14 protein-coding genes and 4 tRNA genes are annotated in these 14,432 nt (G+C 40.2%); 2 read left to right on the top strand and 16 right to left on the bottom strand.

Annotated elements, in window-relative coordinates; genetic code table 11:
• The first annotated feature begins 99 nt into the window (after nt 1–99).
• Nucleotides 100–1,095, top strand: a complete 996-nt coding sequence (gene add, locus ACIF8R_RS16120; protein WP_396481898.1) for an adenosine deaminase — start codon at nt 100–102, stop codon at nt 1,093–1,095.
• Nucleotides 1,096–1,371: 276 nt separating this feature from the next.
• Here add and ACIF8R_RS16115 read toward each other — a convergent pair.
• The 14 genes from ACIF8R_RS16115 to rpe all read right to left on the bottom strand — a co-directional run bounded on the left by ACIF8R_RS16115 (nt 1,372) and on the right by rpe (nt 11,614).
• A tRNA-Pro gene (locus tag ACIF8R_RS16115) sits at nt 1,372–1,448 on the bottom strand.
• Nucleotides 1,449–1,452: 4 nt separating this feature from the next.
• Nucleotides 1,453–1,528: transfer RNA gene (locus ACIF8R_RS16110), tRNA-His, on the bottom strand.
• Between the two features lie 33 nt (nt 1,529–1,561).
• Nucleotides 1,562–1,638: transfer RNA gene (locus ACIF8R_RS16105), tRNA-Arg, on the bottom strand.
• Between the two features lie 56 nt (nt 1,639–1,694).
• A tRNA-Pro gene (locus ACIF8R_RS16100) sits at nt 1,695–1,771 on the bottom strand.
• Between the two features lie 142 nt (nt 1,772–1,913).
• The gene (gene nadA / locus ACIF8R_RS16095) at nt 1,914–2,978 is read right to left on the bottom strand and encodes a quinolinate synthase NadA (protein WP_024433993.1); all 1,065 of its coding nucleotides are present in this window, start codon (nt 2,976–2,978) and stop codon (nt 1,914–1,916) included.
• A 145-nt stretch (nt 2,979–3,123) separates the two neighbouring features.
• On the bottom strand, nt 3,124–4,344 hold the full coding sequence (argJ, locus tag ACIF8R_RS16090) for a bifunctional glutamate N-acetyltransferase/amino-acid acetyltransferase ArgJ (RefSeq protein WP_396481896.1): 1,221 nt from the start codon (nt 4,342–4,344) through the stop codon (nt 3,124–3,126).
• A 136-nt stretch (nt 4,345–4,480) separates the two neighbouring features.
• Nucleotides 4,481–4,960 carry a methylated-DNA--[protein]-cysteine S-methyltransferase gene (locus ACIF8R_RS16085; RefSeq protein ID WP_100290458.1) on the bottom strand — a complete coding sequence of 160 codons (480 nt, stop codon included), beginning with the start codon at nt 4,958–4,960 and terminating at the stop codon, nt 4,481–4,483.
• A gap of 11 nt (nt 4,961–4,971) precedes the next feature.
• Nucleotides 4,972–5,292 carry a multidrug efflux SMR transporter gene (locus ACIF8R_RS16080; protein ID WP_002050323.1) on the bottom strand — a complete coding sequence of 107 codons (321 nt, stop codon included), beginning with the start codon at nt 5,290–5,292 and terminating at the stop codon, nt 4,972–4,974.
• Nucleotides 5,293–5,441: 149 nt separating this feature from the next.
• Nucleotides 5,442–6,428 carry a cation transporter gene (locus ACIF8R_RS16075; protein ID WP_396481894.1) on the bottom strand — a complete coding sequence of 329 codons (987 nt, stop codon included), beginning with the start codon at nt 6,426–6,428 and terminating at the stop codon, nt 5,442–5,444.
• Between the two features lie 28 nt (nt 6,429–6,456).
• Nucleotides 6,457–7,212, bottom strand: a complete 756-nt coding sequence (locus ACIF8R_RS16070; RefSeq protein ID WP_396481892.1) for a copper resistance protein B — start codon at nt 7,210–7,212, stop codon at nt 6,457–6,459.
• Nucleotides 7,199–9,136, bottom strand: a complete 1,938-nt coding sequence (locus tag ACIF8R_RS16065; RefSeq protein ID WP_396481890.1) for a copper resistance system multicopper oxidase — start codon at nt 9,134–9,136, stop codon at nt 7,199–7,201. Before ACIF8R_RS16065 ends, ACIF8R_RS16070 begins: the two co-directional genes overlap by 14 nt.
• Before the next feature lie 39 nt (nt 9,137–9,175).
• Entirely contained in the window at nt 9,176–9,568 is a 393-nt protein-coding gene (locus ACIF8R_RS16060) for a hypothetical protein (RefSeq protein WP_396481946.1), read from the bottom strand.
• A gap of 101 nt (nt 9,569–9,669) precedes the next feature.
• Complete coding sequence (locus tag ACIF8R_RS16055) at nt 9,670–10,491, bottom strand: Cof-type HAD-IIB family hydrolase (RefSeq protein ID WP_396481888.1); 822 nt, start codon at nt 10,489–10,491, stop codon at nt 9,670–9,672.
• A 436-nt stretch (nt 10,492–10,927) separates the two neighbouring features.
• Nucleotides 10,928–11,614 (bottom strand): ribulose-phosphate 3-epimerase, encoded by a 687-nt coding sequence (gene rpe, locus ACIF8R_RS16050; RefSeq protein ID WP_019456697.1) that lies wholly within the window; start codon nt 11,612–11,614, stop codon nt 10,928–10,930.
• Between the two features lie 184 nt (nt 11,615–11,798).
• Between rpe and ACIF8R_RS16045 the strand changes: the two genes are divergently transcribed.
• Nucleotides 11,799–12,071 carry a DUF2218 domain-containing protein gene (locus ACIF8R_RS16045; RefSeq protein WP_396481885.1) on the top strand — a complete coding sequence of 91 codons (273 nt, stop codon included), beginning with the start codon at nt 11,799–11,801 and terminating at the stop codon, nt 12,069–12,071.
• Between the two features lie 3 nt (nt 12,072–12,074).
• On the opposite strand, the gene fghA is transcribed toward ACIF8R_RS16045, so the two are convergent.
• Both fghA and ACIF8R_RS16035 read right to left on the bottom strand, forming a co-directional pair.
• On the bottom strand, nt 12,075–12,920 hold the full coding sequence (gene fghA / locus ACIF8R_RS16040) for an S-formylglutathione hydrolase (protein ID WP_396481883.1): 846 nt from the start codon (nt 12,918–12,920) through the stop codon (nt 12,075–12,077).
• Entirely contained in the window at nt 12,889–14,340 is a 1,452-nt protein-coding gene (locus tag ACIF8R_RS16035) for a C13 family peptidase (RefSeq protein ID WP_396481881.1), read from the bottom strand. The genes fghA and ACIF8R_RS16035 overlap by 32 nt, the downstream gene beginning before the upstream one ends.
• Nucleotides 14,341–14,432: the final 92 nt, after the last annotated feature.

Raw genomic sequence — 14,432 nt, 5'->3', positions numbered from 1 at the left:
TCAACTCAACGCTTTTCACAAAAACATAGCAAATCCAAACTTTTATCAGCAGTCTTAAACAGGCATGATGAATTAATAGCAACAGATAAGAAGAAATTTATGATTACTAAAATGCTTCCACTTACAGATATACACCGCCACCTTGATGGCAACATCCGCATTCAAACCATTTTAGACTTGGGGCAACAATACAATTTAGATTTACCTGCTTACGACATTGAATCTTTACGACCCCACGTACAAGTGATGGATAACCAACCAGACTTATTAAGTTTTTTATCTAAGCTCGATTGGGGTGTAAAAGTATTAGCGAGCCTAGATGCCTGCAAACGTATTGCTTTTGAAAACATGCAAGATGCAGCACAACAAGGCCTAGACTATGTAGAACTACGTTTTTCATCAGGTTATATGGGAATGACCCATCAGCTCCCCCTCGAAGGTGTGGTTGAAGCAGTTATTGCTGGTGTAAAAGAAGGTAGTCAGGCGTACGGTGTAAAAGCGAATTTAATTGGCATTATGAGCCGTACTTTTGGTCAGGAAGCATGCGAAAAAGAATTAAATGCCCTACTCGCCCATAAAAATGATATTAAAGCACTGGATCTTGCTGGAGATGAGCTTGGTTTTCCGGGCAATTTATTTATTGATCACTTTAAAAAAGCGCGTGATGCAGGTTGGCACATTACTGTACATGCAGGTGAAGCTGCCGGCCCAGAAAGTATTTGGCAAGCTATTGAAGAATTAGGGGCCGAACGAATTGGACATGGCGTTAAAGCAGTTCAGGATTTAAAACTTTTAGATTATTTAGCGAAACATAAGATTGGTATTGAATCTTGTCTCACCTCAAACATTCAAACTAACACAGTGCCTTCTTTGGCAGAGCACCCATTAAAGACTTTTTTAGAACATGGTGTACTTGCCACCATTAATACGGATGACCCAGCAGTAGAAGGCATTGAGATACAACATGAATATTTTACTGCCGCCCCATTAGCAGGTTTAAGCCCTGAGCAAATTTATACAGCTCAAGAAAATGGTCTTAAAATCGCATTTTTATCAGATCAAGAAAAGGATGAGTTAAGACAGAAATATCAATAACAGAGAACAGAGAACAGAGAACAGAGAACAGAGAACAGAGAACAGAGAACAGAGAACAGAGAACAGAGAACAGAGAACAGAGAACAGAGAACAGAGAACAGAGAACAGAGAACAGAGAACAGAGAACAGAGCTTATATAAAGAAGTTCAAATATTGGAGTGTGTATGAATTAAAATTTAAATATATAAAAACAAAAAAATTCCTTCTGCCTGTAAGACTAGAAGAAATTCTTTTCAATATTTGGGATATTTTTAAAGCTTGAACGCTTTTTAAATATGGTCGGAGCAGTAGGATTCGAACCTACGACCCCCTGGTCCCAAACCAGGTGCACTACCAGGCTGTGCTATGCTCCGAAATTGGGGTGAATGACGGGATTCGAACCCGCGACAACTGGAATCACAATCCAGGGCTCTACCAACTGAGCTACATCCACCATCAAATAAGTTCTATGTACCAAGCTACCAAATGGCGCGCCTGACAGGATTCGAACCTGTGACCATCCGCTTAGAAGGCGGATGCTCTATCCAACTGAGCTACAGGCGCTTAACCGATGATACTTATCATGCGATACTTCGCCGATCTTAAAATATTATTTTAAGTGGTCGGAGCAGTAGGATTCGAACCTACGACCCCCTGGTCCCAAACCAGGTGCACTACCAGGCTGTGCTATGCTCCGATCTATCTCAGCTTTTGCTGTATCGCACATCGTGCGGTACGGTGTGCATTCTAGGCGCGACGCCCTCAGACGTCAACACCTATTCTCAAAAAAAGTTAAAAATCCTTATCAAATGTATATTTAACAAGCATTTTGAGGTTTTTTAACGTTTTAACGATGCACTAAAGGCTAACATTCGATCTAAAGGCATTTTGGCACGTTCAGCTAGCGCTGGATCAACGTGTATTTCCTGATCACCTTTTTGTAAAACTTCTAAAATTCCGTCGAGTTCATTCATTGCCATCCACGGACAATGAGCACAGGAACGACAAGTTGCCCCCTCACCCGCTGTTGGTGCTTCAACTAAAATCTTATTTGGTACCGCTTGCTGCATTTTGTAGAAAATACCGCGGTCAGTTGCCACAATGAGTCTTTCGTTTGGCAAAGTCTGCGCAGCTTTAATCAGTTGAGAAGTACTACCTACCGCATCGGCAATTTCTACAACCGACTCTGGTGACTCTGGATGTACCAATACAGCCGCATCTGGATACAGTGCTTTCATGTTGGCAATGCCACGTGCACGGAATTCTTCATGCACAATACATGCACCATCCCAAAGCAACATATCTGCACCAGTTTTCTTTTGAATATAGCGACCTAAGTGCTGATCTGGTGCCCAAATAATTTTTTCGCCCAAGCTATCTAGATGCTCAACAATTTCAACAGCACAGCTTGAAGTCACTACCCAATCTGCACGTGCTTTAACAGCTGCCGATGTGTTGGCATAAACAACTACGGTATGGTCAGGGTGCTGATCACAAAATGCCGTGAACTCATCAACTGGACAACCCAAGTCGAGTGAGCAGGTTGCTTCAAGTGTTGGCATTAAAATTGTTTTTTCAGGAGACAGAATTTTAGCTGTTTCTCCCATAAACTTTACACCAGCCACAACCAGTGTAGAGGCTGCATGATCTCGTCCGAAACGGGCCATTTCTAAAGAGTCAGAAACGCATCCACCTGTTTTTTCAGCAAGTTCTTGTACATCCGGATCGCAATAATAGTGAGCAACAAGGACAGCATCACGTTTTTTGAGCTCTGCTTCGATCTGTGCAAACTTTTGTTGTTTTGCTTCTTCACTTAGGCGGTTGTCTTTTGGCTCACCTAAACGGTCTAAATGCGCTTGTACAATGTTTTTTGCATCGTTGGCAATTAAAGTCGCATCACTCATAAAACGTCTTCTCTATCCTTCATGCTGGCATACCTGCTCGCATATAACGTTACTGCTTAAATGATTTACGGATTGAATCATTTAATATCAAAAGTTGGGGCTAATAAAAAAGCCTCTTTGTCGAGGCTTGATTATAACTGAATATTTACGAACGGTAATCTGCATTAATCTTGACGTAGTCGTAAGATAAGTCACAGGTGTAGACTGTGTCCTTGGCTTGACCGCGACCTAAATCAACACGAATGGTAATTTCCGTTTGTGCCATAACGCGCGCACCAGCTTCTTCGGTATAGTCCTCTGCCGCACCACCATCTTTACAGATTTGTACGTCGTCTAGCCACACCTGAATTTTAGACACGTCTAAGTCTTTCACTCCAGCATAGCCAATTGCCGCTAAAATACGTCCCCAGTTCGGGTCAGATGCAAAAAGTGCAGTTTTAACGAGTGGAGAATGCGCAATGCTGTACGCAATGTCACAACACTCCTGAATGTTACCGCCGCCCTCTACAGCAACAGTAATAAACTTCGTTGCACCTTCGCCATCACGAATAATTAACTGCGCTAAACGGTTCATGACACGAGCAAGCACTTCTAATACTTTTGCGTAGCGTGCATCGCTTTCTGATGTAATTTCAGTGCCACCTGCCTGACCAGTCGCCACAAAAATACAAGAGTCATTTGTTGAAGTGTCACCATCAATGGTAATACGGTTAAATGAATGCTCAACCGTTGTCTTTAATAGTTTTTGTACTAAATCGCGGCTAATAGGCGCATCTGTCGCAACAAAGCTCAACATAGTTGCCATATTAGGACGGATCATTCCAGCACCTTTACTAATACCTGTCATGGTATAAGTAATGCCATCAAGTTCAATTTTTTCAGATGCACCTTTAGGCACTGTATCTGTCGTCATAATACCAGTTGCAGCATCATTCCAAGCAGCATCTTGTACGCTATTTAATGCAGGCTGAAGTCCAGCAAGTAAACGCTCCATTGGAAGCTGCTCACCAATCACACCTGTAGAAAACGGAAGTACTTCAAAACTGTTCACACCAGCAAGCTCAGCTAACTTCGCGCAAGTGTCTTGGGCATTTTTTAAGCCTGTAGGCCCAGTACCCGCATTGGCATTACCTGTATTAATCACTAAATAACGAGGATTACTTTGAGCAAGATGAGCTTTCGATACATGAACAGGTGCTGCACAGAACGCATTTTTGGTAAATACACCCGCAACATTTGAACCTTCTGCAAACTCAAAAATGACTAAATCTCGTCGGTTTTGGTAACGTACATATGCTTCTGTTGAGCCAATTTTTACACCTTTTACCACATGCATTTGTGGCATTGTTACGTCGCCGACAGCCATTTTTAGAACATCCAGAGTTTGTTATGAAAAGATTAATATTTCAGAAAATAGCGATGCAAGAAAAGCCGCTTTACATGAAATATCAGTGTTAACAGCTTATTAGAAAAGCCTGAAAAAATCGAGCGCTAAAAATAGCTTATTTTTGCTCTAATTTTAATAAAATATCTTTCTTATCAAGACCACCAGCAAAACCGACCAAGGCACCGCCTGCCCCAATGACTCGGTGACAAGGTGCAATAATTGAAATCGGGTTTTTACCATTGGCAGCACCTACTGCACGCACGGCTTTTTCATTACCAATTTGAACAGCAATCTCTTTATAACTTCTTGTTTCACCATAAGGAATGCTGAGTAATGCCGCCCACACCTGTTTTTGAAATGGTGTACCTTCAAAATCTAATGGCAATGTAAATTCACGGCGCTTGCCTTCAAAATATTCTTTTAATTGTTGTTCAGTTTTTAATAAAACCGGATGCTCAGTTTGTTCGACCAGCTCTGCCAGTCGAACACGTTTTGGATTTTCATTGTCCCAAAGTACTGCTACCAAAGCATTTTCATTCGCAACTAGTTTTAATTGCCCAACAGGCGAATTGATATACTTATAAGACAGCAACATACTTTATCCTTTTAAGATGGAGACGAAATTTTCATTAGAACCAGTCCCGATACAATCAGTACAGCGGCAATCATTCTCATCGCACCAATAGGTTCATTAAGAAAAAATATACCCACTAAAAATGATCCAATTGCACCAATGCCTGTCCAAACCGTATAAGCAGTACCAAGGGGTAACGTTTTCATTGATATTGAAAGCAGAACTACACTCAAAATCATAAAAACTACGGTAATAACACTAGGGGTTAAACGTGTAAAACCTTCAGACATTTTCATAGAATATGCCCAAATGATTTCAAATACACCTGCTAAAATTAAAATAGCCCAAGCCATAACATTCACTAATTTTTATAGTGTCAGGTCGTCCTGACATGATTACCCATTATGGGGGAGGTCGTTCCTCCTTATGTGAAGACCCAGTTTACTTTAAAATAAAAAATGAAGGCAAACCTGCACTCAAGTCCGCCGTAAATCTATAAATCTTATTCATTTTTGAGTTGTAAGATTTTTCGTGCACCATTTAAAACAAATAAAACAATAATCAATCCAATAATTAAATCAGGATAACGAGAACCTGTGATTGCAACTAATATTCCCGCAATAATGACACCTAAGTTTACGATGACATCATTTGCAGAAAATATATAACTCGCCTTCATATGTGCCCCACTCTCCTTATGGTCTCTCATTAAATAAAGACAACTAATATTGGCCGCAAGTGCTAAGCCACCAATTAAAATCATGAGAATTGAAACAGGTTCACTGCCGTATATAAAACGGCGCAATACATCAACTAACACAATGATGGCTAAGCCAAACTGAAACCATCCGGAAATATGTGCAGCCTTTAATTGAGCATTGAGGTTTTTACCCACCACAAATAAAGCAATGCCATAAATTGCCGCATCGGCAAACATATCGAGTGAGTCAGCAATTAACCCAGTTGATGACGCAATAATACCTGCCATAAATTCGATAAAAAACATCACAGCATTAATGAGTAAAAGCCACTGTAAAACCTGTTTTTGTGCTGCATGGTTTGAAGAGCTAGCACGTACCTTTTTAGGTTTTTCAACAGGTTCATAGTGTGGCTGGGTTTGTTGCAACTCTGCCCCTAAACCTAAGCGTTGCAGGCTTCGGGTAATTTTTTCAGCGTCTGTACTGTGATACACCGCTAAATGCCGAGCAGGCAAATCAAATTCAAGTTCTTGAATATGTTCAGCATAAAGTGCTAAAGCCATTCGCACCATTTGCTCTTCTGCTGCGCAATCCATGTGAGGAATATGATAATAACTCACCCATTGGATTTTATTCGCCATAGATTCACTCGGCATAGAATAGTCCTGAGTTGCTACGCTTGAGCACCCACAGCTTTTATTTACATTTATTTGATTCTCTTGTTTTTCTAAAGCCATCTTTGCACCATAACTGACACAAAAAACAATGCCATCAGTATAAACCAATGGCATGTCATTAAGCTTACTTTTTGTTCGGCAATTAAAACTTAAGTGTTAACCCTGCACCATAATACCAACCATGTTCAGAGTCAGTTCCAGTTTGCCAAGCAGTTTGTTTTAAGCCTTTTTCATAGCCGTAACCGACATCAACAAATGGCATGACCTTTTTATTGATTTCATAACGGGTTTGAAAGCCAGCTTGTAAACTTGATAGCCCCGTTTTACTGGCATAGCGAGATTCATCTTGTAAAACAACATTTGCTTTTAAATAGGGCTTACCAATCAACTTTTGGGTAAAGAGTAAGTCCCTTTCAGTCTCTAGGCTCAACTTCCATAACTGATCTTCACCTGCGTAAAGATAAGCATCGGTTTCAAAAAAGTAAGGCGCCATGCCATGTAAACCCACTACACCTGCCCAGCGATCTTGCTTTTCATCTTCACGTTGTAAACGCTCATAGTTTACCCCGGCCTGCACATCCCAATAGTCAGCTACATTTCGGCTATAAAGTACTGAACCGCCATAATTAGCATCTTCTGACTCGGCTTTTTCAACGTGGGCTTTGATGAATAATTTATTTTCATCAGTTCCCACCCAGCTTTCCAATTCAGAAGAAAAACTGCCTTCACCCTCTTCATTTTGAGTCCAGCCAGTATCAATCTTTGTTGCTTGATAGATCTGTCCACCATGTTCACGTAAATGATCATGAGTTAAAGGTTCTTGTGCCAAAGCAAGAACCGATACACCAGAGAAAACACCGCAACATATCATTTGAGAAAATAACTTAGTGATGCGCATGACTAGCTCCTTTTTCATTTTCAGATTGAACAGGTGCTTGAGATGCATCTACTACTCCATCATTCACTTGAGCCACAATCAACTTATTCATCATTCCCGCACTCATGTGATAGAGCAAATGACAATGAATCGCCCATTCACCCAAGGCATCGGCTGTTAATAACGCAGTAACTGTCTTTCCGGGTGGAACAATAACGGTATGTTTATTTGGCAAGTTTTCAGCTTGTTGACCATTTTCCAATTGCATGAACATGCCATGTAAATGCATTGGATGGGCCATCATGCTGTCATTCACGAACTTCAAGCGAATACGTTCGCCATATTCAACTTGTAATGGTGCAGCTTCGTTAAATTTCTTGCCATTAATGGTCCAGATATAACGTTCCATGTTGCCGCCTAAACGAATGACTAACTCACGCTCGGGCGCACGAGTATCTGGCTGCGGTGTTAAAGACTGCAAATCACTATATTGCAGTGCTTTCATACCTGCTGGTGTTGAAGCATTTGCCCAGCCATAAACGGGCTCATCATTTTTAGTCTTATTCTCAGATTGAGATGGCATCTCATGCTTCATATTCATCATAGCGTGGTCATGTTCGCTAGACGACATTGCCTGCATATCATGTTTCATTTCAGGCATAGCCGACATATCGTGCTTCATTTGCATCATAGAGTGATCATGTTCTTCAGATGACATATTTTTCATGTCATGATCCATGTTCATCATTGCATGATGATGGTTAGCACTATTTTGAACAGCCTCTTTTTTCATTTCAGGCATTGATGGCATGTCATGTTGCATATTCATTTGATGGCCAGCATGTTCATCACTTCCACTACCATGATTCATGCCCATATCGTCCATGGTTAATAAAGCACGCGGACGCGGCTGTGCCATTTGAATTGGCCCTACAGCTTGCGCATTTTCATTGTGCAAAGTGCCGATAGCAAAACCACTACGATCAATAGACTCTGCTTCAATCTGATAATTTGCTTGTTTAGGTTCTACAATGACATCGTAGGTTTCGGCTGTACCAATACGAAACTCGTCAATTGCTACAGGCTTCACTGGCTGTCCGTCTGCACTCACAACAGTCATTTTCAAATTTGGAATTCTGACATCAAAAAATGACATTGCTGATGCATTAATAAATCGTAATCGAACCTTATCTCCAGCTTTAAAATTACCTGTCCAATTTTGCTCTGGTGTCTTGCCATTAACTAAGAAGGTATAACCCGTCACATCAGACATATCGGTTTTTAACATCCGCATCTGATTCCACATGGAACGATCTTGCCAAGTTGCCTTTAAGCCTTGTGCTTTAACTTGCTTCCACACATCAGATACGGTTTCACGGCGGTTTTGATAATACTCAGCAGATTTCTTTAAATTCTTTAAAATACTATCGCTAGAAGAATTATGAAAATCTGAAAGCATCACTACATAATCACGATCAGTTTTTTCATGCGCCGCAACTGGTATTTTCCCTTTGGGGTAAATTACGAGTGGCCCATATAAACCATCTTGCTCTTGGCCTTTACTATGCGCGTGATACCAATAAGTACCATTTTGCTTCACCTTAAAGCGGTAAACAAAATCTCCGTTTGGCGCGATTCCTTTGAAATTATTAAAACCCGGTACACCATCCATTAACCCTGGCAGTAACAACCCATGCCAATGCAAAGACGTATCTTGATTCTTTAATTGGTTATGAACATGAATAACAGCCTCATCCCCTTCCTCAAACTCAAGAAGTGGGGCTGTAAATTTTCCATTTACGGTAATTCGTTTGAGCGGCTGACCAGTAATATTGACCTGTTGTTCATTAATATTAAGGTGATATTCCTTAATTGCCGCGAGGGCCCATGGTGAAACCAATAGACCAAATACAGCGACGAGGCTGCTAATTGTTTTATGAGACATTGCTGTAATCCTTTGAACTAAAAAATAAGTAAGAAAGGATTAAGCTTTTGGAGGACGTAAAATTTCTTGCCAGTATCCGGCTAAATGCTGAGCCTGATAAACACTACTAAATTGAGATGTAATAGGAATAAATGAAGTTTCAACATCTGGTACCGTTTGCTGCAAAGCCAAATTCACCATCTGGCAATGGACGGGATTACAGTCTTGGCAGTGTTCACCATGTTGAGAAACTTTCACCATAGATTGATGACACATCGCCTGATCATCAGCTTGACCCTGCATAGTGTGATGTGTCATTTGTTTACTATGGCATGGCATTGTATGAAGATCATGCTGCATAGGCATCTGAGCAACAGACACGCCACTCCACCCAACGACCAAAGTCATTAGGAACACAAACCAAGCATACTTGCGTAAGTGTTGCAGTGTCATCATTTATTGCCTTGAGCAATCCATTTATCTATGGTGTATTAGCATAACCAAGTTTTAAATCAGATACAATTTTACATCTTAATTGATTGTTTTTACGGTCATTAAGCAAACGGAGGTTGATGCTGAAGGACTAAATCAATCACATCTAGTGCACCTTCTTGTTCATTACTTACTGTTGCATAAGGCGCTACTGCTTTTAAAGCTTGAACAGCATTTTCAACAGCAAAACCATAACCGACTGCTTTAATCATCTGGATATCATTATTGTTGTCACCTATCGCCACCACTTCATTAGGCTCAATCTGCCATTTTTGTAGTAATAGCTTCAAACCATGCGCTTTATGCTGATCAGGAAGAATTAAATCGATAAAACCAAAACCACTTGAAACAGGCACTAAAACTTTATCTGCTACAAAACTTTTTTTCTGAAAATGTTCAAAAATCGCAAAGCTTTCGTTTTCCTGAGCAGTAAAAGTAATTTTACACACCAAGTCATCTAGTGCATAAAAATCATCAATAACTGTCAGCTTCTCAAAATATCGAGCGACTTTAGCGTAGTCCTCTGCATTCATACTCCTATGTACATAAGCACTCTGTTTCCCACAGATCACCATAGTCGAGGTATACGCAGAGTCAATCGCTTTTATAATATTACTAAATTGTTCTTTGCTTAAATGGGCAAAAGCGAGTTCTTGTCCAGCATCTACAACATGTGCGCCATTTTCTGCAATAAAAGCTATTTCATGATTAATTTCTGGAAAATAGGTCACAAGCTTTGCGAGTTGGTTACCGCTGGCCACCACAAAATGAATATTATTTTGTTTTAATTGTTCATACTGTTTTAAAAAACGTGCTTTGTTGTACTGCTTCTTAGAATTAAGAAAAGTCCCATCCATATCTACCGCTAAAATTTTTACTGTCATTAATGATCTAGGTCTCTTACTAAAATCTTATTAAAGCAAATTTAGCTTTACTTTTCATGACACTTTTACAGTTTTCTCTCTATAAGTTTTTAAAAGTTTTATACAGCCTCATTTCGTTTTTTGCACAGGTTATTTTTTAGCAAAGCTTAATAAAAAACCAGACAATAAAATATTCAATACGCATAAAAAAAGAACGCCAAAGCGTTCTTTTTTCGTACATTTTGTTTAGAGAGTAAACGGTTGATCTAGTTTTGTTTATTTTACCAACATCTTATCCATACGGTTATCAACACAGTTATCCATACAGTTATAAACAAAGTTATCCACATGAACGAGGGGTAGCAGCGATTATGTATCGCTGCCCGAGTGCAAGACGAACAGCTATGCTGTGAGTGGCGAAAAGCACTTCTCACATTATCCAAGCACAAAAAAGCTGTTAAACCTCTTTCGTCCCTACTTTAGCAAGCTCTGCACGCATTTGATCAATCACAACTTTATAATCTGGTTGACCAAAAATAGCTGAACCAGCAACAAACATATCTGCACCCGCTTCTGCAATTTCACGAATATTTGCTGGGCCAACACCACCATCAACTTCTAAACGGATATCACGGCCACTTGCATCGATAATTTTGCGCGCTGCACGTAATTTCTCTAAAGTCATTGGAATGAACTTTTGTCCACCAAAGCCAGGGTTTACACTCATTATTAAAATTTGGTCAACTTTATCAAGCACATAATCTAAATGGTGTAACGGCGTTGCTGGGTTAAAGACTAAACCTGCTTTAGCACCACCAGACTTAATCAGCTGTAATGAACGATCAATGTGGTGAGATGCTTCTGGGTGGAAAGTAATAATATCAGCGCCAGCCTCTAGGAAATCACCAATAATACGGTCAACTGGAGACACCATTAAATGCACATCAATTGGAGCTTTAACACCATAGTTTTTTAGAGCCTTACATACACCAGCACCAAAAGTTAAGTTTGGAACATAGTGATTATCCATCACGTCAAAATGTACTACATCGGCACCTGCGGCTAACACTTTGTCTACATCTTCGCCTAAACGAGCAAAATCGGCAGATAAAATAGAAGGAGCAATCAAGTAAGGCTTGGACATAGGTGGATGACCTGGCTAAAAATTTAAGGAGAGGCTGAAAATTATAACAAAAAAGAACCTACTTGGCCTGCCCTTCCTTGCTTAAATGATAACATTTCAAACTTGCAACGTAACGTTGCAACAATAGAATGCTAACGGCGAAACGAATTTGTTAAGGTACATTAAACCAATGTGAGGATTGATAATGAAAAGCACAACTCATCTATTAACAAACGATGGAAAACGCATTGCAAAACGTCTAGTCAATCATTGGAAGCACAAGTTTGAAGTACAAGAAACTGAACAAGATTTCAAAATCTTAATGCCTACAGCAACGATCACGCTTGCACCAGAAACAGAGCAGTTAAGCGTTGCTATTGATAGCCAGTTAGATGACCACGATCACTTAGAAAAAGTGGTGCTTGATCATCTAAACCGTATGGCTCAACAAGAATTTCAAGTGGAATGGCAGCACTAATTATTAGCCAGCGACCTTTTCCAACTGGATTGCATGAAACTGCAAATGCTCATCCATAAAGGTCTGGATAAAATAATAGCCATGATCATAGCCCGCATGTTGTCTTAAAGTTAAAGGCTGTCCTGCCTTTAAACATGCTTGCTTAAATTTTTCAGGGTGAAGTTGTTCATAAAATTGATCATCTAATCCCTGATCAACCAAAATTTCGCTAAAAACCGCACCATTTTTTGAGACTAAAGCTGTGGCATCATGGTCCAACCAGCTCTCACGATCTGCACCTAAATAATGGCTAAATGCTTTTTCACCCCATGCACATTCACTTGGCGAACAGATCGGAGCAAAAGCGGATACCGACTTAAACTTTTCAGGATATTTAAACGCTAAAGTTAATGCACCGTGGCCACCCATTGAGTGTCCAAAGACACCAACTTGCTGAGCATTTACTGGAAAGCTTTTTAAAATGAGTGGATATAACTCATCAATTAAATAGCTTTCCATCTGATAATGTTCAGACCATGGCGCTTGCGTTGCATTAATATAAAAACCTGCACCTTGTCCTAAATCCCAATTGTCACCAGCTGCTACCTGTTCACCACGAGGTGAAGTATCAGGCGTAATCAGTATAAGACTAAGCTGGGCTGCCATATGCTGTGCATGTGCTTTAATGGCAAAGGTTTCCTCAGTACACGTTAAACCCGCCAAGTAAAACAATGTAGAACATGGTTTACCTTCTAATGCAGCAGGTGGCAAATAGACACCAAACTTAGTAGAGCCTTTTAATAATTGAGAATCGAACTGGTAGATACGCTGCTCACCTTCAAAGCAGCGGTTTTTTTGCAGGAGTTGCATTGTTTTTAGCCTCTGTTTGTGTTTGAGCAATATTTACACTACCTGTACTTTGCTGTGGAAAAAGATATTTTTCCAACTGAGGTAGCATAAGTTCCATATTCTTACCAATCATCCATTGTGGCTCTGAAGGGTCTACACCTTGAGCTACTTCCCATTTGGTTACGGTTTGCTTGGCAGCATTAAACGAATCTTTCATTGAAGACTGCTCTCGCATCGCCAAGTCAAAGAAAGCTCGTCCAAAATAAGTATAGTCAGCTTCGTTATTACAGCCAAAAGAGGTTTTGTCTGCCGCAGATGCCGTAATAATTAAAGTATCTGGTGACTGTAAAGCAGGAATAAAACTTCCAGAGTAACAAGCAGAAATGACAATCACGCGCCAACGAATACCTGCTTTATCGAGTGTTTCACGTAACCATTTCGGATCGACTTGCCCCAAATCTAAAGGTGCATTTTCAATTTCAAAATGATTCTGTTCACCGTGCGATGTCATGTATAAGAACAGCACATCACTATCACGGTTCATTTGTTGGCCCATACGGCGTAGAGCCAACTCTATACTAGTTTTAGATGCAATCGGGATTTCAGTTCGAGTGTCCGGATTATTGACCAGCATCATCGAACGCCCAACTGTACCAAAACGCGTATCGAATTGTTCCTTAATACGGACCACTTCCGATTTAAAAACATCTTGGTAACTATCGCCCGCAACACCCAAGAAATACCAATGACTTTTCGCCACTTCACCATATTGGACCTGTTCTAAGGCATCATGAAGTAACTTGCTTTGTGCATAGAAAGCATCTTCGGCAAACGTAGGTGGAGAGTCTTCTACTTTCCAAATAGGCTGATCTTTTACAGAAAGCTGCCAAACAACCATGGTCGCAATAGTCGCAACCATGACCAATGCCCGCTCCCACCAAGGCCACTTGAGCTCACGTGAGAAAACCCAAATAACAGCTAAACTTTGCCACACAAAAAGTGCTACAAATAGGCTTGGTAAAATACCGTTATAAATGGCATCGGGAATAAAGTTTAGATAACCATTAGAACCCAAATATTGAATTAAACATTGGATTAATAAAATATTGGTATCTAAAACCAGCCAAAGCAAAGCTGGAACTAACATCAAACGCGGTTGATTAATACGCTGTGATAAAAAAATACCGACAATAAGCGCGATAAAAGGCCAGAGTGCGTACCCAATTAAGCCTTGCGAGTTGAAATCACCCGTTTGACCAGCAACAAGCCAGCTATAAAGTGAGTTGGTACATCCACCTAATATTCCCCAAACAATAAGCTGAAGAATAGAGGGATGTACAATCTGTAAGGAACGTCTTGACCCCAAAAATAACCACATTCCGGCAAGCTGGTTACTTTTAAAATCATGCCAAAAGTTAATGGAAGGTTTGAGATCAATCATAAAAAGGTTTCAAAAATTTCGTTTTTGTCAGGCACCATAAGTGTATGCCTGCTAAGAATTTTAGCAATCATGCTTTTGAACTATATCACATA

Origin of the sequence: Acinetobacter sp. ABJ_C4_1, from assembly GCF_044538495.1 — a bacterium.
Lineage (GTDB): Bacteria > Pseudomonadota > Gammaproteobacteria > Pseudomonadales > Moraxellaceae > Acinetobacter > Acinetobacter nosocomialis_A.
The sequence above is the reverse complement of the archived record's forward strand: the minus strand, read 5'-3'. Positions and strand labels throughout refer to the sequence as shown.